The sequence below is a fragment of the Nocardia sp. NPDC051321 genome (assembly GCF_044455225.1).
In the GTDB taxonomy this organism is placed as follows: Bacteria; Actinomycetota; Actinomycetes; order Mycobacteriales; family Mycobacteriaceae; genus Nocardia.
Map to the genome: position 1 here is coordinate 446,129 of NZ_JBITEM010000002.1, position 19,011 is coordinate 465,139.

A 19,011-nucleotide genomic window follows, 5' to 3' on the forward strand; every position below is an offset into this window, starting at 1 on the left:
CGCGACAACAGTCGCGGCCCTCCGGCACATGTGGAGCGTTCAGGATCGGCGCGTGCCGCGCGCTCGCGATCGCCCTTTGCCGCGCAGGTTGGTTACTCCGGCCGCGGAGATCGCGAGCAGGAAAACCGTGGCGAGGGCGTATCGCGAACTCCAGAACGGATCAGCGAAACGGCCTGGATCGATAGTGGCGCAGGTGCGCAGGCAGGCGAGCACGAGGCCGGCCGCCGCAGCGATCCCGAACCACAGCTGGGTGAGACTCGCCGGTCGGGCCACGAGCACGGTCACAGCCATCACCAGCGTCACGACCAATAGCCCGAAAGACACGATCAGCCCGTACACGGTGGCCGGACGGCTCAACTCCTGCCCGATGTAGTGGCGGTGCCTGCCGGAATGTTCAGCGAAAACGTAGGCGAGCGCCAGTGCCGCGGCAAGTACCGGCGCGGCGCAGGCCGCGACTCGTGCCACAGCGGTGAACCCCCAGACGCGCGCCAGGTAGGCGCACATGAGGCACACGGCGGTCAGCAGCACGACATCATCCACTATCCCGCTCCATCCGGGCAGATGCCGGTTGGCGTCGACGGTCTCCCGCACCCACGGATGCGTCGCGGTCCCCGACACCGCGAACAGCGCCAGCACGACTGTCAGCAAATGGGTCTTCGGCTCGGATTGCCACACCGATATCCGAGCCAGCGTCACCGCGATGGTCACCACCAGCGCAGCCGCGAGCAAATTCTCGGCCATATTGCGATTCCTCTGACAATCCTCGATTAATCCGTTCCAGACGAGATCGCCGCAGCTCCGAGACCAGCCCGGGACTGACCTACCCGGACGCCGCGAGACCCCGCTCCGCGCAAAAGCGGGCGGGGCCTACGTCTGGTTACCCTGTGGCGCAATTCAGGACTGCGGCGCGAAGTCGACAACGGCGGCATTATCGAAAATCGCGGCGGTATCGGCACCCGGAGCATCGTCGACGTTCGGAGCGTTGTCGACATTCGGGTTGTGGGCCGCCTGGTTGGCGCCGTCCAGAGCGCCGACACCGGCGCCGATACCGGCACCGATGAGCGCGCCCGCTCCTGCGCCGAGCGCCACCGGGATCGCCTCGCCCGCGGCGAAGCCCAGTGCGGCCCCGCCCGCACCGCCCGCGGCCGCGCCGACCACCGCGCCCGTGGCGCCGCCGAGCAATCCGCCGACCTGGCCACCCAACATGGTGGCGACCGGAATCGCCGCGATTGCCGCGGGCACGCCTTCGCCGCCGGCCAGAGCCGCTACCACGACGTCCGCGCCGGCGGCGGCTCCGAGCAGTGCGGCGCCGCTGCCTGCGCCGAGCGCACCACCGGCCGCCGTGCCCACACCGGTGCCGACGACCGCACCGCCGACGCCGCCGACCGCAGCGCCTGCCACGCCGAGCGGCAGACCGACGACCCCGCCGGTGATGCCACCGGCCACCGCGCCGATGCGCGCGCCGTCCGCAGCGCCTTGAAGTGCGCCCGCCTGCACCGGATCCACCGGGGGATCGGCCGGTGCGTCAGCCGGCACGACGGCCGCAGTTCGGACAGGAGCCTCGATGGCCTGCGGCCCGTCGACAACGGTGGCGTTCGCGGCGCCGGTACCGGTCAGGGCGACCCCTGCGGCGGTGGGCAGAGCGATGCAGGCGACACAGAGAGCATTACGAATACGCATGATGATTCAACCTCGAATTTTGTTGGGGGACAGTGTTTTCCATATCCGGACAGCGTTCTGATCGCGCTGTACCGAATACGTTTCATACTGTACGGCTATCGTTGCAGGTATGCCAGTTTCTACTCGGTCGATCAAGCGGTTTCAGCACCCAGGCAAAACCGTCTCGCGCACGTATGCACAGCTCAAACGCACACAAGCTGGCTGTCTGTGGGTTGCAGCACACAGTGCGCCTGGACGTCAACTGGCGCGATAGATTGACTCAGATATGTTCCATTGGAGACCTCGGATCCGGCGACCGCAGACCAGTCATTGGACGAATCGCCATTCGCGCGCCGCCACCCAGGCCTTCCCCTCCGCAGTACCGACGAAAGGAACGTCATGAATGCACTCGGACCAGATAGCGACACACTCAGAGCCGCCCTCCGGTTGGCTGCCCGCGCGCCGTCCATACACAACACCCAGCCGTGGCGCTGGGAGCGGCGGTTCGACACCATCGACCTCTACGCCGACCCCGACCGGCAGCTCATCGTCTGCGACCGCCAGCGGCAACAGCTCGAGATCAGCTGCGGCGTAGCGCTGCACCATCTGCGCGCCGCATTCCTCGGCCTCGGTTGGGCCAGTCAGGTCCAGCGCCTGCCCGACGCCGGCGACTCGAACCATTTAGCCCGGCTGTCGCTGCGCCCGCGGTCGGCGCGGGGAATCGACCGCAGCCTGGCCGCGGCGATTCCGCTGCGCCATACCGACCGCCGACGGTTTCTGCGGCGTCCAGTGCCCGCCGGGTATCTGTCGGCAATATCGATCTGCGCGGAGAAATACGGCCAGGCGGAGGTGCACCGGATCCGCGTCGTGGACCAATCCCAGCTTGGCGAGTTGATGTGGTCGGCAGTCCGGCGGCATGCCGCCGACCCCGGATATCAGGCCGAGCTCGCGGCATGGAGCGGCCGCCTGGTCGACGACCACGGTGTCCCGGCCGGTAACGCCGTGCCGGTCGGCGGCGGGGACGCGATCCCGCGTCGAGCGTTCGCGGCGCCGGCCTGTGCGGAATTCTCCGCCCAATCCGACGGGGCCGAATGGCTTGCGGTGTGTACGACGACCGATTGCCAGCTAGCCCGCATCCGCGCCGGCGAGACGCTCAGCGCCCTGCTCCTGTCGGCAACCCATTTGGGCTTGGCGACGGGAGTGCAAACCGAGCCGCTCGAGCTACCGGAGATCCGCGACCGGATCCGCATCTCCATATGCGACGGTCACCACCCCCACACGATGGTCCGCATCGGATGGACCCCCGGGTGCGCGGCACCGATTCCCCTCACCCAGCGCCGCGGCAACGACGAGCTGCTGAGACTTGCTCTCGGCACGTCGTAACCGGCTGACCCACCGGCACGTCGAGCGCCCCACGCAAAGGCAAGGAACCCGGTGGCCTTGCTGGAGCATCCTGCACGCGGAAGTTCGCACCAGATGCGTGTCAAAAATTGTTCGCAGTGCACCATAATCGGACGGGGTGGTGCAGGTCATATATGGCGATACCTGACCAGGTCAGATAGTATTTCGCAGCGAGAAATGCGTTCGTTGACTGCGAGGATCCTTCGCAGACCCCTTGCCGTACTGAACCAAATACGGGACAGTATGAAACGGGAATCAAAAACCATCCATTAGAAGCACGACAGGGGTTAACCATGAAGATCAGGACTTTGACGGCCACCGCACTACTCAGCATCGGCGCGGTTGCGACGGTTACGGGCAGTGCGTACGCGCAGCCCATGCAGATCGAGCACAACCAGGTTCAGCCAGCCGGGGACGTGTTACAGGGTGAGGACCACGGCGTCGGTATCGCCACGGGTTTGGCGCCGGACGCCAACAGCGTGGTAAGCGAGCTCAACGGGGGCACGTTCGCGCTGTCCGGCGATGGCAAAGCTGTCACCGCCACGGCCGACGACGGCACGGTCCTGGACACGATGCCGCTGGCATATCAGGCTGGCGGGCACACCTTCGACCTGACTCCGCAGATCGATGAAACGGGCCGCAAGCTGACCCTGACGCCGGTCGGGTCGCCCACCATGGATCAGGCACAGCGGAGCGATCTGCAGCTCCACTTCGTCGACTATGCCTCCGACCTGGCCCGCCATCAGTACAACGCGGGCGTGGGCGCGCTCATCGGCGGGGGCGTGGGCGCGCTGATCGGTATGCCGTTCTTCGGCGTCGGCATGATTCCCGGCGCGATCGTCGGCGCATTGGTTGGCGCGGGGATCGGCTGGGTGTCGCCGTAAGCGCGCAGCGATAAGCCGAGGCCGATACTGCCCAAAGATCATGGTTACCGCGACCCTGGGGCGGAACCTATGAACTATCCAGCAGTCCGTCTGCAGCGGTTGGTCCGCTGCGGCGGGCGCTGGTCGGCCACCATCGCGGCCGCAGATCGGTGTCGTCAGAAGCGCCCGGTCGTTCCCGGGGACAGGCCGACCGGGCAGGTTACCGGCCAGCACCGCGTTCGGCGCCATCCGGTGCTGGCCGGGACCGCACCAGCCCAGTAATCCGTCAAGATTGGAGTTGATCATTATGCGTGTTCGTAAAGTCGATGCCTGCGCCGCAGGTGTACCCGCCGCCGCCGGAACCGCTCTTCTCGATCCCCCCGCCGCCGAGGTTGGCCGGCTACAGGTCAACAGCGCGCCTGCCCTGATCGGGCCGTCCGATGACGCTCTCGCCGACTTCGACATCGCGGTCAGCCGTATCCGCGCAGTTCTCCGCGAGTCCATCGGTACCGATCCCTATTCCGACAGTTTCACCGAGCTCGACATGAACGAGTACGACGTAGCCGCTTTCCTCTGCGCGGTAGAAGACGAATTCGGCCTCTATATCCCCGACCAGGACGCCGATCGACTCACCAACGTGGGGGACGTCGCCAGATACGTTGAGCACAGCTGATCGTCAGGCGCTCAGCCATCGGCCGCGGGTCACCAGGGCACCGTTCCGGCGTCGTCGAAGAATCCGCCGGTCGGGCCGTCGTCGGGCAGGGTCGCGAGATGAATCGCGATGGCCGCGCCTTGTTGCGGTGTACGGTCGCCGCGAAAACCGTTGAGGTCGGTGGCGGTGAAACCGGGGCAGCCGGAGTTGATCAGGATGTTGGTATCACCCAGTTCCTTGCGGTATTGGATGGTAAGGGCGTTGAGGAAGGTCTTCGAGGCCAAGTAGGCGGCGGGAACCGGGCCCATGTCGATGCCGGGTGTGGTTTGCAGGGCGAGCGAGCCGACGCTGCTGGACATGTTGACGATTCGCGGTGCTGCCGAGGCGCGCAGCATCGGCAGCATCGCGTTGGTGACCCGGATGACCCCGATCACGTTGGTTTCCACCACGATTCGCACGGTCGCGGGATCGAGCGTGGTCGGTGTCTGCGGCATAGCGCCGGTGATCGCGGCATTGTTGACCAGAACATCGAGCCCTCCGGCCTCGTCGGCGATCAAGGTGGCCGCCGCGGCCACGCTTGCGTCGTCGGTCACGTCCAGCGGCACACCGAAGGCATCGGTCCCGGCCGCGCGCAGCTTCGCCACCGCGGTGTCGCGGCGTTGCCGATCACGCGCGCCCACACCGATTCGCCAGCCCAGCGCGCCCAGGCCAGCGGCGATCTCGTATCCGATTCCTTTGTTCGCGCCGGTCACCAGCGCAATCGTCTGTTCACTCACACCCCGATCCTGCTGCGGCCCTGGGTATAGCGTCCAAGACCGATCGGGTGGGCGGCGATACCGCACGGGTATTGGTCGTGGTCATCGCCGGATACCATGACCTGGTGGAGACGCGGGAGTTGCGCTATTTCGTCGCCGTCGCCGAGGAGTTGCACTTCGGACGGGCGGCGCAACGGCTCACGATCGCGCAACCACCACTATCGCGAGCCATCCAGCAGCTCGAACGGCGGCTCGGAGTCGTCCTGCTGCACCGCACTTCTCGCGCAATCACTTTGACCGAGGCCGGGTCGGTGCTGCTGCAGGAGGCCAGGCTCGCCCTCGAAGCGGTCGACGCCGCCGAGCGCCGCACTCGCCGCGCCGCTGTCGACCGGCCCGGTGTGGTGCTGGCCGTCAAGGCGGGAGCGTCCAGAGAACTGTTGTCGAAACTGCTGGACGCCTACGCCGCCGAGCCCTTCGCTGTCGCAGTCGAGGTGGTGCTCTGCGGGCCCGGCGAACCGGAAGGCTTGCTACGCAACGGGAGTGCCGACATTGCTCTGCTCCACCGGCCCTACGACACGACCGCCGGATTCGACACCGAGGATCTGCACACCGAACAGCAGGTCGTGATCCTGCCTGCGGGACATCCCCTCGCCAACCGGGCCCACATGTCGATGGATGAGGTCAACGCCCTGACGGACCTGCCACTGCCACGCTGGCCACGACGGGATGGGAGTTATCCCGACGGCCCCGGACCGCAGGTTCGCGACCACACCCAATTGACCCAGCTGATCACGCTCGGACGGGCCTGCGCGCTCATGCCCGAGTCGCACCGAGCCCAGCTACGCGACGATCACGCCATCGTGCCCGTGCCAGACGCACCGGCCGTCACGACCGTCATCGCCTGGCCACCACACAGCAGATCCAAAGCCGTCGCCGACCTCGTCCGTACTGCGACACGCCTCTAGCCATGAGCCCAGAGCGGGACGGCTTACCTCGCCAGCTGCAGCACTAACGTCGCGGCGGCGGGAACGAGATAGAGCACGGGGAAAATCGAGGTCTTGTAGGAACGCGCCCGAATCGCGGTCGCGCTCGCACCCAGGAAATAGATGATCAACCCGATCGCCGCCGCCACACCCATCACCGGCACGAAGAAGCCGACAACCAGTCCCAATGCGCCGGCGGTCTTGGCTGTGGCCAGCCAGTTCCACCACGGCCGCGGAACCCCGTACTGCTCGAGCGGCTCGACGACGAACTGCTGCTGGGTGAACAGCGAATACCCCGAGAAGCCGACCCAGAGGGCGGCAACCACGCCCACGATGTAGTAAGCGGCGTTCATGGCCGATGTCCTCTCGAAAACTTATGACGTCCCGAAACCTGCTGTGTCGGTGCCATTGAGAGTGCCGGTGCGGGCCAGGCCGAACAAGCAGGCATTATGGAACAATCTATTAGCGATACTCACAGATCGGCGGCGGGATGCTCGAACGGTTCGAACTCGAGGCTTTTCTGACCTTGTCCGAGGAACTGCACTTCACCCGGACCGCCGAACGTCTGCGGGTCACCCCGGGTCGGATCAGCCAGACCATCAAGAAGCTGGAACGCCAGATCGGCGGTCCACTGTTCGAACGCACCAGCCGCCACACCGCCCTGACGCCCCTGGGCCAACGCCTACGTAAGGATCTCCTGCCCGCCTACCACCAGATCCAAGCCGCCGTCGAAACCGCCACGGCCCTCGCCCGCGGCATCCACGCAGTTTTGCGCGTCGGGTTCACCGCGGCCTGGGCCGGGAACCTGATCGTGCGCGCCGCAGAACGTTTCCGAGACCAATATCCCGGCTGTACGGTCGAGCTCCGGGAAGTCACCTACGGTGCGGCACGAGAATCCCTGGGCAGCGGTGAGATCGATCTGATGCTGGCCGAAACCGCGATCATCGGCGGCGATACCGAATTCGTCATCGGGCCCACGATCTTCTCCCGGCCTCGGGTCCTCGCTGTTCCTTCGGTGCACCCCCTTGCCGCCCGCGACAGCGTCTCGGTCGAAGACCTCGCGCAGATCCCGATCATCGCCCCCGCCGGGGTCCCCGACGCCGTTCTCGATATCCATATCTTGCGGCACACCCCCTCCGGTCGTCCGATCCCGCGCGGTCCGGTCGCCGCCGGATGGCAAGAGATGCTGTCACTGATCGGCGCGGGCAAAGGCGCCACTCCGACCTGCGATTGGGCGGCCGATTATTACGCGCGGCCCGACGTCGCCTTCGTCCCGTTCTCCGACCGAACACCCTTCGATCAGGCCCTGATCTGGTCACCCATCAGAGACACCCCCGCGATCCAGGCCTTTGTTCATACCGTCACCGAACTGGCCGACTCCGAGGACGGGCACCACATACCCTCACGCTGAACGCACACTGACGCCACGCCATGGCAATTCGAGCCGCCCGTCTCCATGGGCTGGAAGCGTCGGGTTGGCCGGTTTCCACCGGTCCGACGCCTCGAACATTCGTGAGTGGGTCGATTCTCGACTCTCGCTGCTACCTGGCCCCGATTGCCGGAAGATCTCAGCTCGGATCGGAACGGTTTGTGTCACAACCGGTTCGTCGGGCTAACTGCCATAGGGTTGCAAGGCTTCTGCCCGTAGGAGGGGGAGGCGGTTGTAGAGGTGGTCGCCGGGGCACCCGGTGGGGCCGGCGATGTCGGACCAGTCCCGGTGGCCCGAGATGGCCGGCATGTCGACGGTGAGATTCGTGGTCGGATTGATGTAGCGGACCTGGGTCAGTGGATTCAGACCCAAGCCGGCGCACAGGGTGCCGAGGACATCACGCAGTGCGATGACGGCGGCTGTGGTCGGCTGTGTGACATCGAAATTCCCGATCAGGCAGATGCCGATATTGCCCGGGTTGGCGTTGTAGACATGGCCCGCCTGAACGACTTCCACACCGGGGCGCAGCACTGCGCCGGGCCGGAAGATCGGAGCGGAGTCGCCGGTATCGCGCCCGGCGTAGACGACCCCGTTCGGATCTATAACCAGGTGGTAGCCGATATCGCCCCAGCCCCGGCCACCGTGGGCGGACGAGGCGTGGAATTCGTACACCGCGCGAACGACCTGTCGGTAGTCGGTGGCACCGCTACCGTCGAAATCCAGAGTGTGGTGGACGGTGATCAGTTGAGCCGGATCGAACTGGTGGTCCGTCCATGTCATCAACGACTCGTCGGCCGACCAACCCTTCCGGGTCACTGCGGCGAAGCCCCACGTGAACGACGTTTCGGTGGGATCCCTGAATGGCGGGGCGACGGCCATATCTCCAGAATAGCTGCGGCTCAGTTGTGCAGGTATCGTTCTGCACCCCAATAATCCGTGCCGAAACGGACCGGGGTGATGCGTACCGGCGTGGCGGAGTCATATGCCTCGATCATCAGATCGTCTCCGATGGACATCGCCACGTGATAGATCGAGTCGGGGTCGTGGGTGTCGTGTGCATAGAACAGCAGGTCACCAGGTTGTAGATCATTGCTGTCGACCGTGCGGCCGTTTCCCTCGGTGGCTTGCGGTCCGGCGTCCCTGGGCAGGGTGATCCCATGGACCTGATAGATGGTCGAGGTGAACCCGGAGCAATCCAATCCGAACGCGGAGCGTCCGCCCCACAGATAGGGGCGATCCACGAACATGGACGCGAACCGCACCAGATCGGCGGCGGTTGGATAGGGAATGTCGCTGGCCTTCTCATAGACGTCGACGGTGCGGGCGTCCAGCCATTTCGGACCGCTGTGTGGGGTGGCGACCATAATCCCATCGCCGATGCGGCCCAGCACGGGAAGCCGAGTGCCGGCGCTGATTTCGATGTCTCGACGAGCGAGTCCGGGGTCGCTGTGCAGCCAGGTGGTCGGGTGGTGGTCGACGAGCGCGAAGGGGGCGCGTGCCTTCAGGGCGGCGAAATCCGGGCTGGTGGTCAGCTGAACCGTGGGTATCCAGCCGGGATAACCGAGCGCGTTCTTCGGTGTGGGCTGCCCGGGTACCGCCACCTCGGACCAATCTCCTTGCTGCTGCAGGACATAGACGCGATCTCCATACAGTGCCTGGGTCTGGGTGAGATTGTCGGAGGTGAGGGCTTCCTGCTGTGCCAATGTCATATCCGCTATCCAGCGGGGGACGTCGACCGGGTTGGTCAGGGCCGGCTGGTCAACCGGACGGGGACTCTGCGGCGAGGTCCATACCGTTGCCGCAGCGACATCGACATATGCGCTGGGCGGTTCCGGCGGAGGCGTGGGGTCTGCATGGGCCGGGATCGACAGTGCGACAACGATACTCAGTGCGCACAACAGGATGCCTGGACTGCTCATGACGTCATCCGTTCGGGTCGAGTCCTTCCGGAAAGCTGCCTGAAATCTCACCATACCTCCGTCCGTATATGGTTCAGCTCAATCACTTTCGAATCGCCTCGATCGAGATATCCTGCTCGCACAGCCGGTGTCGCAGCACAGTCCTATTACCGTGGGCATCGTCCAGCGGGTAATTGTCGAAGATGGTTGCCGACCCACTGGGTAAGCCGGTCGAGCAAGGCAATTCCGTCGGCGAAGGTACCCGACTTCGGTCGTGCGCCCAATACCACGGCGGTCCAGCCCGATCCGTTGGGAATCACGCCCAGTTGCCGGGCCAGGTGTACCCCCTTCTCGTCGGGACCCCAGCCGCCCTTGGCGGCTGCCCCGGGCAACCGCGCCAATCCCCATTGATGCTCGGGATCAAGCGTTCGCATCAGCGCGAGGACATCGGTGCCGACCTCGATGCACGGAAGGTGAGCGGTGAACAGGGCTTGTTGAGTAGTGCTCCATTGGGTCTGGCCGAAGGCTGTGTACTCCGACCGGACACGTCGCGATTGCACCCGGGTGACGGTGTCGCCGCCCTCACGCAGCACGGCGTCTACCGCTGCGGCGGCGACAGCCGGGGGCCCCAGCATGGACCACAGCTGCTCGGCCGCGGCGTTGTCGGAACGCGAGATGGCCTGTACCACATGGGGTTTCGCGGCTATCGGAGCTGCCCGCAACGCGGCGACCGCAAGCGGCACCTTGCTAGTCGACCAGGCGACGCCACTGGCCCAATCGCCGAGTGCGACGACCCGCTTTCCGCCGACGGGGGCATAGGCGAGCCCGACGGTTCCGAGCAGTGTCACGCCGTACGAGGCGAAGCTCGAGGCCACGGATCGGCCTGTGTCGGCAGACATACATCAGTATGGTCCTCCCGCGGCGGAACAGAGGCGGGAAAATGACGATCTGGCCGCGCAGGGAGGGAGCAAGCCCGCATGATCGTAGTCAGGAGACGAAGGGGGTGGGTATGACAGCCGCCGATCCCGCCGGAGCCCCGGGTCTGGCACGAGGCGCTATCGGATTGCGCGAGGTCCTGTTCCAATCTGTAACCTCCATGGCGCCTGCGGGCGCGGTCGCGCTGTCGATCGCGGTCGGCGCCAGCTACGCGGGTGGCGCACTGCCGCTCGCCGTCCTGCTCGCATTGGTCGCGTGCCTGCTGGTCGCGAGCTCGATCGGGCAGCTCGCCAAGCACCTGCCGTCGGCAGGCAGCATCTATACCTATCCTGCCGAGGCACTGCACCCGGTGATCGGATTTTTGGTCGGCTGGGGTTACGCGCTGGTCGAGGCGCTGATCGGTCCGACGACGACGGTCCTCGTCGGCTATCTGGTGGGTTCGGTGATGCACAGCGAGTTCGGCTGGCCGTTCACCGCCACCTGGGTCGTGATCATGATCATGGCGGCCGTGGTGATCGCCTTGCTGAACTATCGCGGCGTGCGTGTCAGCGCACAGGTGGGCACCATCCTGGGCCTGTTCGAGATCCTCGTTTTTCTCGTACTGGCAGGCTGGCTGGTGGTCAAGGCGGGGGGAGCGAACACGGGGGCCGTTTTCACCCTGCACTTCGCGACTGTCGAGGGCTACCACGGGTTCTCCGGCGTCGCCGCGGCATCGATCTACACCATCCTCGCGTTCATCGGCTTCGAGGCCTCCGCGCCACTTGCCGAGGAAGCCCGCAAGCCGCGCCGCACGATCCCGGTCGCCGTCATGGCGTCCTGCTGTGCCATCGGCGTGTTCTATGTCTTCACCACTTATGCGGGCGACGTGTTCTTCGGGCCGCACCAGTACTCGGCCTTCGGCGAGCTCGGCAACGGGAGCCCGTGGATAACACTCGCACGCGACGTGTGGGGAGTCGGTTGGGTGGTGGCATTGTTCGCCATCCTGAATTCGACGTTCGCCAACGGGAACGCGGGCACTCTGGCGACGACCCGCACCTGGTACGCCATGTCCCGGATCGGGCTGCTTCCCGCCGCGCTGTCCCGCACGCATCCGCGGTGGAACTCGCCGCACATCGGCGTGGTCGTCCAATTGCTGGTGACCCTCGCCATCGGCCTGCCCATCGGCATCCACTTCGGCCCGACGGTAGCCTTCGTGCTTCTCGCCACGATCCTCGCAGGCGTCATGATCGCCGTCTACATGGTGTTCAACCTGTCGTGCACGATGTTCTACCTACGACGGCAGCGTGCCGAATTCAATTGGCTCCTGCACCTAGTGATTCCGGCCCTCGGCATCTTGGCGTTCGTCCCGGCCTGGCTCACTGCGATGGGGATCGGCGCCTCGGTGCTGAAGTTCGTCACGCCACTGACTTACCCGTCGAGCGAGGCGGGCCTTGTCATCGGAACCTGGTATCTGATCGGGATTGCCGTGCTCGTCTACCTGTATGTGCGACATCCGGCCCGGCTGCCTGAGATGAGGCGGGTGTTCGTCGACGAGCCACGTTGACCGCGCCGAGACCATCGCCGTCGCGATCGAGCAGATGAGAGGTCACGAGTGAAGGTGGCGCCACCAGCGGGTGCGAAAATCGCTTGTGACGAAACGCAATTGGGGGTCGGTGGCATCGAGCGGCAAGTGGGCGAACGCGATCTCGGCGCCGCTGTCGAGCATCCAGGCGTTGTCGTACCTCGTCATCCAGAGCATGTGTTCAACGATGTACGCCTACGCTGTAGATACGCGCTGTGACGGAACTCGAGGGCACCAAGAATGGCAATTAGTGACGTCACTGCCTATGCGCACCTGAGCGCGGGGGATGTCGAGGCGCTCGGGCTCGAGTTGGATGCGATCCGGAGCGACATTCAGGAGCGGCGTGGTGCCCGCGACGCGACCTACATCCGCCGCACGATCACGTTCCAGCGTGCCCTCGATGCCGCGGCCCGGCTGACGATCGAGCTCAGCCGCGGCCGCACCGGCTGGCTTGCCGGGACCGCCGGGCTGGCGCTGGCGAAGAGCATCGAGAACATGGAAATCGGCCACAACGTCTGCCACGGCCAGTGGGATTGGATGAACGACCCTGAGGTCCACTCCAGCACCTGGGAGTGGGACATGGCCGGTGTGTCGGCGCAGTGGCGCTATTCACACAACTATCGCCACCACATCTACACGAACGTGCTCGGCATGGACGATGACATCGGCTTCGGCGTCATGCGGGTGACTCGCGACGAACAGTGGAAGCCGGGACATCTCCTGCAGCCGCTGCGAAACCTATTGCTGGCGGCCGCCTTCGAGTGGGGTATCGCGTTGCACGGTCTGTATTCCGAACGCGATCGCGCGGAGGGCGCGGCGCAGAAGGCCGCGCAGACCAAGGCGCTTTTGGGGAAGATCGTCAGGCAGGCGGGCAAGGACTATCTGCTCTTCCCGGCGATGAGCGGGCGACGCTGGCGGCGCACCCTTGCCGCGGACGCGAGCGCGAATGTGCTGCGCAACCTGTGGGCCTATGTGGTGATCTTCTGCGGCCACTTCCCTGATGGCGCAGAGAAATTCGAGCCGGCGGTGGTGGCGGACGAAACCAAGGGGGAGTGGTATCTGCGGCAGATGCTCGGCACCGCGAATTTCGACGCGGGCCCGATGCTGGCCTTCCTCAGCGGGAACCTCTGCTACCAGATCGAGCACCATCTGTTCCCCGATCTGCCGAGCAATCGGTACGCCGAGATCGCGCTGCGGGTAAGGGCGCTCTGCGAAAAGTACGACCTGCCCTACACCAGCGGGACACTGCTGCACCAATATCTGCTGACCCTGCGCACCATTCACAAACTGGCGCTGCCGGACAGCTTCCTGACCGCGACGCCCGACGACGCTCCGGAAACTGCCTCGGAACGAAAGTTCCACGGCGACAAGGTAATCGACGCGCCCGATAACGGACGCCCAGTCGGCCGCAACGGCCTGCGGACCGCGCTGCGCCACGCCGAGATGTCTCGCGTGGCCATGCGGCGACGCCCGATTCGGATCGATCCGGTCTGACCGCTGATCCGCAGGCGGTCAGGGGAGGCGGGCCACCGCGCCGAGCATGGAGACCGCCTCCGGCCTCGGATGGGGTCGCCACTCGCCGGGCCGCCACGTCATCACCGAGCCGATGCCGGGGGAGACCAGGTCGAAGCCGGTGAAGAAGCGGGTGAATTCCTCGGTGGTGCGTAGCCGGAACGGAACGCCGCTGCGCAGGTTGGCCGCGTTCGTCTCGGCGAGTTCCTCGGCGGAGAGATGGTCGCTGGTGGCGTGGGTCATCACCAGGTAGCTGCCCGAGGGCAGCGCGTCGCAGAGCTTGCGCACCAGTTCGTAGGGGCCGTCGTCGTCGGTCATGAAGTGCATGATGGCCACCAGCATCAGCGCGACGGGCTGGTTCATGTCGAGGACCCTGGTCAGGTCGGGGTGGTTGAGGATGCGGTCGGGATCGCGGATGTCCGCGTCGAGATAAGCCGTCGCGCCCTCCGGTGAACTGTTCAGCAGTTCGCGGGCGTGCGCCAGCACGATCGGGTCGTTGTCGACGTAGACGACGCGCGATTCGGGGGCGATACTCTGCGCGATCTCGTGCACGTTGCCCGCGGTGGGCAGGCCGGCCCCGATATCGAGGAACTGCCGGACGCCCTCGTCGGCGAGGTAGGCCACCGCGCGGCGCAGGAAGCTGCGATTCTCCAGCGCGGCGAGGCGAACGGTGGGAAATGCCTCGGCCACCACGTCGGCGGACTCCCGATCGGCCGGGAAATTGTCTTTACCGCCCAGCCAGTAGTCGTACCGGCGCGCCGGATGCGGTTTCGACACATCGATCTTCGCGGCTACCGGCTCCGAGTTCACAACGCCCTCAATTCATCTCGACTATTGTCATCATGTCAGCTCGAGTTGCGAACCGGTAGCGATGGTGACGTCGCACCGACCGGAAGGCTCCGCCATGCCACTGCAGTACAGCCCTTACGATTTTGACGTACACCGCGACCCATACCCGTACTACGCCGCGCTGCGAACTGAGGCGCCGGTCTACCGCAACGATACCGATGATTTCTGGGCGCTCTCCCGGCACGCGGATGTCCTTGCCGCACTGAGGGATTCGGATCGTTTCTCGAACGCGAACGGTTCCATCCGGATGGAACCGGCGTTCTGGGGGCCGCAGGCGGAGCAGATGTTCTCCTTCGTCGCGATGGATCCGCCGCGGCATACCCGGCTGCGTGGGCTGGTCGCGCGTGCCTTCACCCAGCGCCGGGTGCAGGGGTTGGCGCCCCGGTTGCGGGAGATCGCTCGCGGGCTGCTGGCGCCCATGCTCGAGCGCGGCAGCTTCGATTTGATGTCCGAATTCGCGGGTCCTTTCCCGACCGAGGTGATCGCCGAATTGGTCGGCGTACCCGAGGCCGACCGGGACATGCTCCGCAAGCTCGGCATGGAGATCATGTACAACGACGAGGAATCCACCGACCTGCGCCCCGAGGCGGTGCAGGCGATCGGCGCGGTCATCGGCTACTACACCGATCTGACCATCAAGCGCAGCCAGGACCGGCGCGACGACCTGCTCTCCGGCCTGCTCGAGGCGGCGGACGGCGACGATCGGCTCACCCCGGAGGAGATCGTGGGGGTGCTCATCCTGCTCGTCGGCGCGGGCATCGAGACCACCATGCTGACCATGGGCAACCTCTGGCACGCCGCGTGGCAGCACCCCGACCAGCGTCGCAAGGCGTTCGACGGCCAGATCGACGAGTGGATCGCCGAGGCGATGCGCTACGAACCGTCGACGCAGACCACGCTGCGCACGGCGACCGAGCAGTTCGAGCTGCACGGGGTGACGGTCCCGGCCGGAGCGCGCATGCTCCTGGTGATCGGGTCCGCCAATCGCGACCCCGAGGTTTTCCCGGATCCCGACACGTTCGACCTGGACCGCGACACCAGTGCGTCGCTGGTCTTCGGCAGCGGTCGCCACCACTGCCTCGGCGTCAATCTCGCCCAGTTGCAGATGCGCGTCGCACTCGAGGAGATCGTCGCCAACGTCGCCGACTACGACATCGACCCCGACGGCGTGCGTCGCGTCCACGCCTCCAACACTCGCGGCTTCGCCGCCCTGCCCACCACCATCACGGCCCGCTGAGCGGACCGAACCCGCACGTTCGGTGCCCTGCTCCCGATATCCGATCGGAGAGGAGGGCACTCATGACCCGATACTGGCCCATCGCCCGCGAAACACTGACCATCGGTTCGCCGTTCGGCCCGCGCGAGGACGGTTTCCACACCGGGCAGGACTTTCCGGCGCCCGACGGGACCCCGATCTACGCGTGCGCGGGCGGCACGGTGCTATATCTCGGCGCCGCCGCGGGGTACGGCGAGTGGATCGTCATCGACCATCCGGCCGCGGACGGCGGCGGGGTGAGCGAATACGGGCACATGTGGGACGCGCGCGCCACCGGACTGACGGTCGGTGACCGCGTCGAGGCGGGGCAGCTGATCGCCTACGTCGGCAACAACGGCGGATCCACCGGCCCGCACCTGCATCTGAGCGTCATGCCGTACGGGTACGACCCCGCGGCCAAGATCGACCCGATGGCCTGGCTCGGTGATGCCTGCTTTCCCGGCGATTTCCTCTGGGCGCTCGGCGACGACGAACAGCGCGAACTGCTCGACCGGACTCGCGCGGTGTGGACCCAGCTGTGCGGTCCCGACGGCATGGGCTGGCCGCAGCTCGGCCGCGACCAGGACGGGCGCCACCGCACCGTCGTCGATGCGCTTGCTGCGTTGCCGCCGGTAAAACACTCGGGTTGACCGCGCTGCCCGTGGCGGGCAAGGTGAGCCGATGGGCAGTGCAGAGGTCCGCGCCGGGGTAACGCTGACCAATCTCGACAAGCCGCTGTTCGACGGTGCCGAGGCGACCAAGCGCGATCTGGTCGACTACCTCGAGGCCGTCGGCGAGCGGCTGGTGCGGCAATTGCGGGATCGTCCGCTGTCGGTGAAACGGGTCCGGCCTGGGCAGGAACCGTTCATGCAGAAGAACCTGCCCAAGTACACCCCGGACTGGGTGCCCCGGGTGACGGTGTGGGCCGAGAGCTCGCACCGGGAGGTGACCTACGCGCTGGGCAACGACGTCCGCACGCTGGTCTGGTTCGGCAACCAGCGCGCAGTCGAGTACCACCCGACGCTGCTGCTCGCCGATCGCGGTCAGGGCCCGACGCATTTGATCCTCGATATCGACCCACCACCGGATCAGCCGTTCCGTCAGGCCGTGCTTGCCGCGAAGCTGATCCGCGAGGCGCTCGCCGATGACGGCCTAGCCGGTGCGGTGAAAACCAGTGGCGCCAAGGGTGTGCACGTCTTCGTACCGCTGGTACCCGGCCTCGCCATCGAGGACGTCGCCGCGGCGACCCGCGCGGTCGCGGCGCGGGCCGAGCGCCTCGATCCCGACCTCGCCACCACCGCCTTCATCGTCGAAGACCGTGCTGGGCGTGTCTTCCTCGACTCCACCCGCGCGGGCGGCGCGACGGTCGTGGCCGCCTACAGTCCTCGAATTCGGCCGGGCACCACGGTGTCCTTTCCGGTCGGCTGGTCCGACCTCGATAACGTCACGCCCCGCGATTTCACCGTCCGCTCCGCACCCGGCCAGCTCGGCGATCGAGACCCATGGGCCGACGAGATGCCCGAACCACAAACGCTGCCCGCCGATCTCATCGAGGAAGGGCACACTATTCCCATCGCCCGCGTTCAAGCAATGCACGAGGGTAAACGCCGTGCCCGCGCGCGGCGGGAAAATTCGCCACCTGAGACGTAAATCGGATTGTGCGGTTGATTTCTCCGCGTGCCCGCGCCGGTGCGCGTGAATTCTCTTGCAATACTGGCTGGTCGGTTATCTCGGCTACCAGAAATGGAAGGGATTCAAAAGGTGCTACCTGGAAGTATTTTGCCGTCCGTCAAGGGCTTGGTGCTGGTGTTGGCTGGGGTGTTCGGGATGGGCTTGCTGGTCGGGGTCGCGCCTGCCGCACACGCGGCTACCTGTGCGGCGGTATCTGATCGCAACTCCTACGACGGGGGATGGAAAGGGGGCGAGCACAATACGCTGGTGACCGGATTCAACGGTCTGATCGGCTTCGGGGAGACGAAGTACACCAAAGCGGGCTCCGAGCCGGTGGTCTGGCTCGGCCAATTCACGGTGGACGCGAAGAATGTGCTGACAAAATGGAGCGGAACGCAGCTTATCGGCGACGGCAGCACCCTCGACGCCGTCGTGTCGACGGTGCTCTGCGATGCGAACAACAAGCCGATCAGTTTTACGGCCGACGTCAGCAATACCACCACAGACCACAAGAAGACAGATCTGGGCACTTTCACCCTGAACAGGGTCGCGGTGGGTTCGGCATAGCCGTAGTAGATCTGGCGACCGGCCCCAGCTGGAGATGCGGCTGGGGCCTAGGGGAATGCCCGCGTACTCCCGGTGGTTTCACCAGTCCCGGCGCTACGGCGCCGGATTGGGCTATCAGGAGAAGGGCCAGCGATGCCGGTTAATGATTTACCTCGGGTCGAGCACAAGTTCGTCGAGGTCGACGGGGTTCGAGTGTTCTACCGGCAGGCCGGACCCGACGACGCACCGGTTCTGCTCCTGCTGCATGGTTTTCCGTCCGCGTCACACCAGTTCCGTCGGCTGATCGACGCGCTCGGCCGCAGCTACCGGCTCATCGCGCCCGACTATCCGGGCTTCGGGCACACCGAAGCTCCCGAGTCGTTCACCTATTCCTTCGACCGGCTGGCCGACATCGTCGAAGGCTTCCTGAAGCAGCTGGAACTCACGCAATTCTTCCTGTACGCCTTCGATTTCGGCGCGCCGGTCGGTTTCCGCATCGCGACCAGGCACCCACAATGGGTGGCCGGGCTGGTGGTGCAGAACGGAAACGCCTACGAGGAGGGACTTTCCGACGGAGCCCGCGATTTCGTCGCCTTACGTCCAGACCAGCCTGCCGCCGAACCCGCCATCCGTGAGCTGCTGACCCTGCCCGGCACTCGCGGCCAGTACGAGCACGGTGTCTTCGACCCCGACCTGCTCGCGCCGGACGGCTGGACTCTCGACCAGCACTTCCTCGAGCTGCCCGGTCGCAAGGCAGCCCAGGTCGCGCTGGCCTTCGATTACCACTCCAACGTCGCCCGATATCCGCAGTGGCAGGAATGGCTGCGCACCGCCACCCCGCCGACCCTGATCCTCTGGGGTCGCAACGACCCCTTCTTCCCGGAACCCGGCGCGCACGCTTATCTTTATGACGTCCCCGATGCCGAACTGCACATCTTCGACACCGGCCACTTCGCCCTCGAGGAAAAGCTCCCCGACATCGCACCGCTCATCGCCGACTTCCTGGATCGGCACTGGCCGAAAGACTGACGGCCAGGGCGT

General features: G+C 65.8%; 21 protein-coding genes. 12 read left to right on the forward strand and 9 right to left on the reverse strand.

What is annotated here, in order from left to right; all coding sequences use genetic code 11:
* Positions 1 to 39 precede the first annotated feature (39 nt).
* Positions 40 to 741, reverse strand: a complete 702-nt coding sequence (locus tag ACIA8C_RS06135) for a hypothetical protein (RefSeq protein ID WP_397131418.1) — start codon at positions 739 to 741, stop codon at positions 40 to 42.
* 153 nt (positions 742 to 894) lie between these two features.
* Complete coding sequence (locus ACIA8C_RS06140) at positions 895 to 1,680, reverse strand: hypothetical protein (RefSeq protein ID WP_397131420.1); 786 nt, start codon at positions 1,678 to 1,680, stop codon at positions 895 to 897.
* Positions 1,681 to 2,058: 378 nt separating this feature from the next.
* Here ACIA8C_RS06140 and ACIA8C_RS06145 point away from each other — a divergent pair, with 378 nt between their 5' ends.
* The 3 genes from ACIA8C_RS06145 (at position 2,059) to ACIA8C_RS06155 (ending at position 4,596) form a co-directional block, all read left to right on the forward strand.
* A complete protein-coding gene (locus ACIA8C_RS06145; RefSeq protein ID WP_397131422.1) occupies positions 2,059 to 3,042 on the forward strand; it encodes an Acg family FMN-binding oxidoreductase in 984 nt (327 codons plus the stop codon).
* Between the two features lie 326 nt (positions 3,043 to 3,368).
* On the forward strand, positions 3,369 to 3,944 hold the full coding sequence (locus ACIA8C_RS06150; RefSeq protein WP_397131424.1) for a DUF6861 domain-containing protein: 576 nt from the start codon (positions 3,369 to 3,371) through the stop codon (positions 3,942 to 3,944).
* Positions 3,945 to 4,230: 286 nt separating this feature from the next.
* Positions 4,231 to 4,596, forward strand: coding sequence for a phosphopantetheine-binding protein (locus tag ACIA8C_RS06155; protein WP_397131426.1), 366 nt, complete (start codon positions 4,231 to 4,233; stop codon positions 4,594 to 4,596).
* Between the two features lie 29 nt (positions 4,597 to 4,625).
* Here the strand turns inward: ACIA8C_RS06155 and ACIA8C_RS06160 are convergent, their stop codons facing one another.
* Entirely contained in the window at positions 4,626 to 5,351 is a 726-nt protein-coding gene (locus ACIA8C_RS06160) for an SDR family oxidoreductase (RefSeq protein WP_397131428.1), read from the reverse strand.
* A 47-nt stretch (positions 5,352 to 5,398) separates the two neighbouring features.
* On the opposite strand from ACIA8C_RS06160, the gene ACIA8C_RS06165 reads away from it, so the two are divergent.
* Positions 5,399 to 6,295 carry a LysR family transcriptional regulator gene (locus ACIA8C_RS06165; RefSeq protein WP_397131430.1) on the forward strand — a complete coding sequence of 299 codons (897 nt, stop codon included), beginning with the start codon at positions 5,399 to 5,401 and terminating at the stop codon, positions 6,293 to 6,295.
* A 23-nt stretch (positions 6,296 to 6,318) separates the two neighbouring features.
* On the opposite strand, the gene ACIA8C_RS06170 is transcribed toward ACIA8C_RS06165, so the two are convergent.
* Positions 6,319 to 6,666, reverse strand: coding sequence for a DoxX family protein (locus ACIA8C_RS06170; RefSeq protein WP_397131432.1), 348 nt, complete (start codon positions 6,664 to 6,666; stop codon positions 6,319 to 6,321).
* Positions 6,667 to 6,803: 137 nt separating this feature from the next.
* On the opposite strand from ACIA8C_RS06170, the gene ACIA8C_RS06175 reads away from it, so the two are divergent.
* Complete coding sequence (locus tag ACIA8C_RS06175) at positions 6,804 to 7,724, forward strand: LysR family transcriptional regulator (RefSeq protein WP_397131434.1); 921 nt, start codon at positions 6,804 to 6,806, stop codon at positions 7,722 to 7,724.
* A gap of 201 nt (positions 7,725 to 7,925) precedes the next feature.
* Here ACIA8C_RS06175 and ACIA8C_RS06180 read toward each other — a convergent pair whose 3' ends face one another.
* The 3 genes from ACIA8C_RS06180 to ACIA8C_RS06190 all read right to left on the reverse strand — a co-directional run bounded on the left by ACIA8C_RS06180 (position 7,926) and on the right by ACIA8C_RS06190 (position 10,539).
* Positions 7,926 to 8,522: a peptidoglycan recognition family protein gene (locus ACIA8C_RS06180; RefSeq protein ID WP_397131436.1), complete on the reverse strand. Its 597-nt coding sequence runs from the start codon at positions 8,520 to 8,522 to the stop codon at positions 7,926 to 7,928.
* Between the two features lie 119 nt (positions 8,523 to 8,641).
* Positions 8,642 to 9,661 (reverse strand): NlpC/P60 family protein, encoded by a 1,020-nt coding sequence (locus tag ACIA8C_RS06185; protein ID WP_397131438.1) that lies wholly within the window; start codon positions 9,659 to 9,661, stop codon positions 8,642 to 8,644.
* A gap of 146 nt (positions 9,662 to 9,807) precedes the next feature.
* On the reverse strand, positions 9,808 to 10,539 hold the full coding sequence (locus ACIA8C_RS06190) for a hypothetical protein (protein ID WP_397131440.1): 732 nt from the start codon (positions 10,537 to 10,539) through the stop codon (positions 9,808 to 9,810).
* A gap of 110 nt (positions 10,540 to 10,649) precedes the next feature.
* Between ACIA8C_RS06190 and ACIA8C_RS06195 the strand changes: the two genes are divergently transcribed.
* A complete protein-coding gene (locus ACIA8C_RS06195; protein WP_397131442.1) occupies positions 10,650 to 12,119 on the forward strand; it encodes an APC family permease in 1,470 nt (489 codons plus the stop codon).
* Positions 12,120 to 12,161: 42 nt separating this feature from the next.
* Here ACIA8C_RS06195 and ACIA8C_RS06200 read toward each other — a convergent pair whose 3' ends face one another.
* The gene (locus ACIA8C_RS06200) at positions 12,162 to 12,314 is read right to left on the reverse strand and encodes a hypothetical protein (protein ID WP_397131444.1); all 153 of its coding nucleotides are present in this window, start codon (positions 12,312 to 12,314) and stop codon (positions 12,162 to 12,164) included.
* Positions 12,315 to 12,377: 63 nt separating this feature from the next.
* On the opposite strand from ACIA8C_RS06200, the gene ACIA8C_RS06205 reads away from it, so the two are divergent.
* Positions 12,378 to 13,631, forward strand: a complete 1,254-nt coding sequence (locus ACIA8C_RS06205) for a fatty acid desaturase family protein (protein WP_397131446.1) — start codon at positions 12,378 to 12,380, stop codon at positions 13,629 to 13,631.
* An 18-nt stretch (positions 13,632 to 13,649) separates the two neighbouring features.
* Here the strand turns inward: ACIA8C_RS06205 and ACIA8C_RS06210 are convergent, their stop codons facing one another.
* Complete coding sequence (locus ACIA8C_RS06210) at positions 13,650 to 14,459, reverse strand: SAM-dependent methyltransferase (protein ID WP_397131448.1); 810 nt, start codon at positions 14,457 to 14,459, stop codon at positions 13,650 to 13,652.
* Positions 14,460 to 14,553: 94 nt separating this feature from the next.
* Between ACIA8C_RS06210 and ACIA8C_RS06215 the strand changes: the two genes are divergently transcribed.
* The 5 genes from ACIA8C_RS06215 to ACIA8C_RS06235 all read left to right on the forward strand — a co-directional run bounded on the left by ACIA8C_RS06215 (position 14,554) and on the right by ACIA8C_RS06235 (position 18,999).
* A complete protein-coding gene (locus tag ACIA8C_RS06215) occupies positions 14,554 to 15,735 on the forward strand; it encodes a cytochrome P450 (RefSeq protein WP_397131450.1) in 1,182 nt (393 codons plus the stop codon).
* Positions 15,736 to 15,797: 62 nt separating this feature from the next.
* Positions 15,798 to 16,403, forward strand: a complete 606-nt coding sequence (locus ACIA8C_RS06220) for a M23 family metallopeptidase (RefSeq protein WP_397131452.1) — start codon at positions 15,798 to 15,800, stop codon at positions 16,401 to 16,403.
* A gap of 31 nt (positions 16,404 to 16,434) precedes the next feature.
* Positions 16,435 to 17,403, forward strand: a complete 969-nt coding sequence (locus tag ACIA8C_RS06225; RefSeq protein WP_397131454.1) for a DNA polymerase domain-containing protein — start codon at positions 16,435 to 16,437, stop codon at positions 17,401 to 17,403.
* Between the two features lie 27 nt (positions 17,404 to 17,430).
* Positions 17,431 to 17,991 (forward strand): hypothetical protein, encoded by a 561-nt coding sequence (locus tag ACIA8C_RS06230; protein ID WP_397131456.1) that lies wholly within the window; start codon positions 17,431 to 17,433, stop codon positions 17,989 to 17,991.
* Positions 17,992 to 18,123: 132 nt separating this feature from the next.
* Complete coding sequence (locus ACIA8C_RS06235; RefSeq protein ID WP_397131458.1) at positions 18,124 to 18,999, forward strand: alpha/beta fold hydrolase; 876 nt, start codon at positions 18,124 to 18,126, stop codon at positions 18,997 to 18,999.
* Positions 19,000 to 19,011: the final 12 nt, after the last annotated feature.

Excerpts from the sequence above, each read along its gene's own strand:
- ACIA8C_RS06195 (WP_397131442.1), top strand. The coding sequence starts at position 10,650 with ATGACAGCCGCCGATCCCGCCGGAGCCCCGGGTCTGGCACGAGGCGCT.
- ACIA8C_RS06175 (WP_397131434.1), top strand. The coding sequence starts at position 6,804 with ATGCTCGAACGGTTCGAACTCGAGGCTTTTCTGACCTTGTCCGAGGAA.
- ACIA8C_RS06170 (WP_397131432.1), bottom strand. The coding sequence starts at position 6,666 with ATGAACGCCGCTTACTACATCGTGGGCGTGGTTGCCGCCCTCTGGGTC.
- ACIA8C_RS06140 (WP_397131420.1), bottom strand. The coding sequence starts at position 1,680 with ATGCGTATTCGTAATGCTCTCTGTGTCGCCTGCATCGCTCTGCCCACC.
- ACIA8C_RS06190 (WP_397131440.1), bottom strand. The coding sequence starts at position 10,539 with ATGTCTGCCGACACAGGCCGATCCGTGGCCTCGAGCTTCGCCTCGTAC.
- ACIA8C_RS06220 (WP_397131452.1), top strand. The coding sequence starts at position 15,798 with ATGACCCGATACTGGCCCATCGCCCGCGAAACACTGACCATCGGTTCG.
- ACIA8C_RS06225 (WP_397131454.1), top strand. The coding sequence starts at position 16,435 with ATGGGCAGTGCAGAGGTCCGCGCCGGGGTAACGCTGACCAATCTCGAC.
- ACIA8C_RS06145 (WP_397131422.1), top strand. The coding sequence starts at position 2,059 with ATGAATGCACTCGGACCAGATAGCGACACACTCAGAGCCGCCCTCCGG.
- ACIA8C_RS06185 (WP_397131438.1), bottom strand. The coding sequence starts at position 9,661 with ATGAGCAGTCCAGGCATCCTGTTGTGCGCACTGAGTATCGTTGTCGCA.
- ACIA8C_RS06205 (WP_397131446.1), top strand. The coding sequence starts at position 12,378 with ATGGCAATTAGTGACGTCACTGCCTATGCGCACCTGAGCGCGGGGGAT.
- ACIA8C_RS06200 (WP_397131444.1), bottom strand. The coding sequence starts at position 12,314 with ATGCTCTGGATGACGAGGTACGACAACGCCTGGATGCTCGACAGCGGC.
- ACIA8C_RS06135 (WP_397131418.1), bottom strand. The coding sequence starts at position 741 with ATGGCCGAGAATTTGCTCGCGGCTGCGCTGGTGGTGACCATCGCGGTG.
- ACIA8C_RS06235 (WP_397131458.1), top strand. The coding sequence starts at position 18,124 with ATGCCGGTTAATGATTTACCTCGGGTCGAGCACAAGTTCGTCGAGGTC.
- ACIA8C_RS06155 (WP_397131426.1), top strand. The coding sequence starts at position 4,231 with ATGCGTGTTCGTAAAGTCGATGCCTGCGCCGCAGGTGTACCCGCCGCC.
- ACIA8C_RS06215 (WP_397131450.1), top strand. The coding sequence starts at position 14,554 with ATGCCACTGCAGTACAGCCCTTACGATTTTGACGTACACCGCGACCCA.
- ACIA8C_RS06180 (WP_397131436.1), bottom strand. The coding sequence starts at position 8,522 with ATGACATGGACGGACCACCAGTTCGATCCGGCTCAACTGATCACCGTC.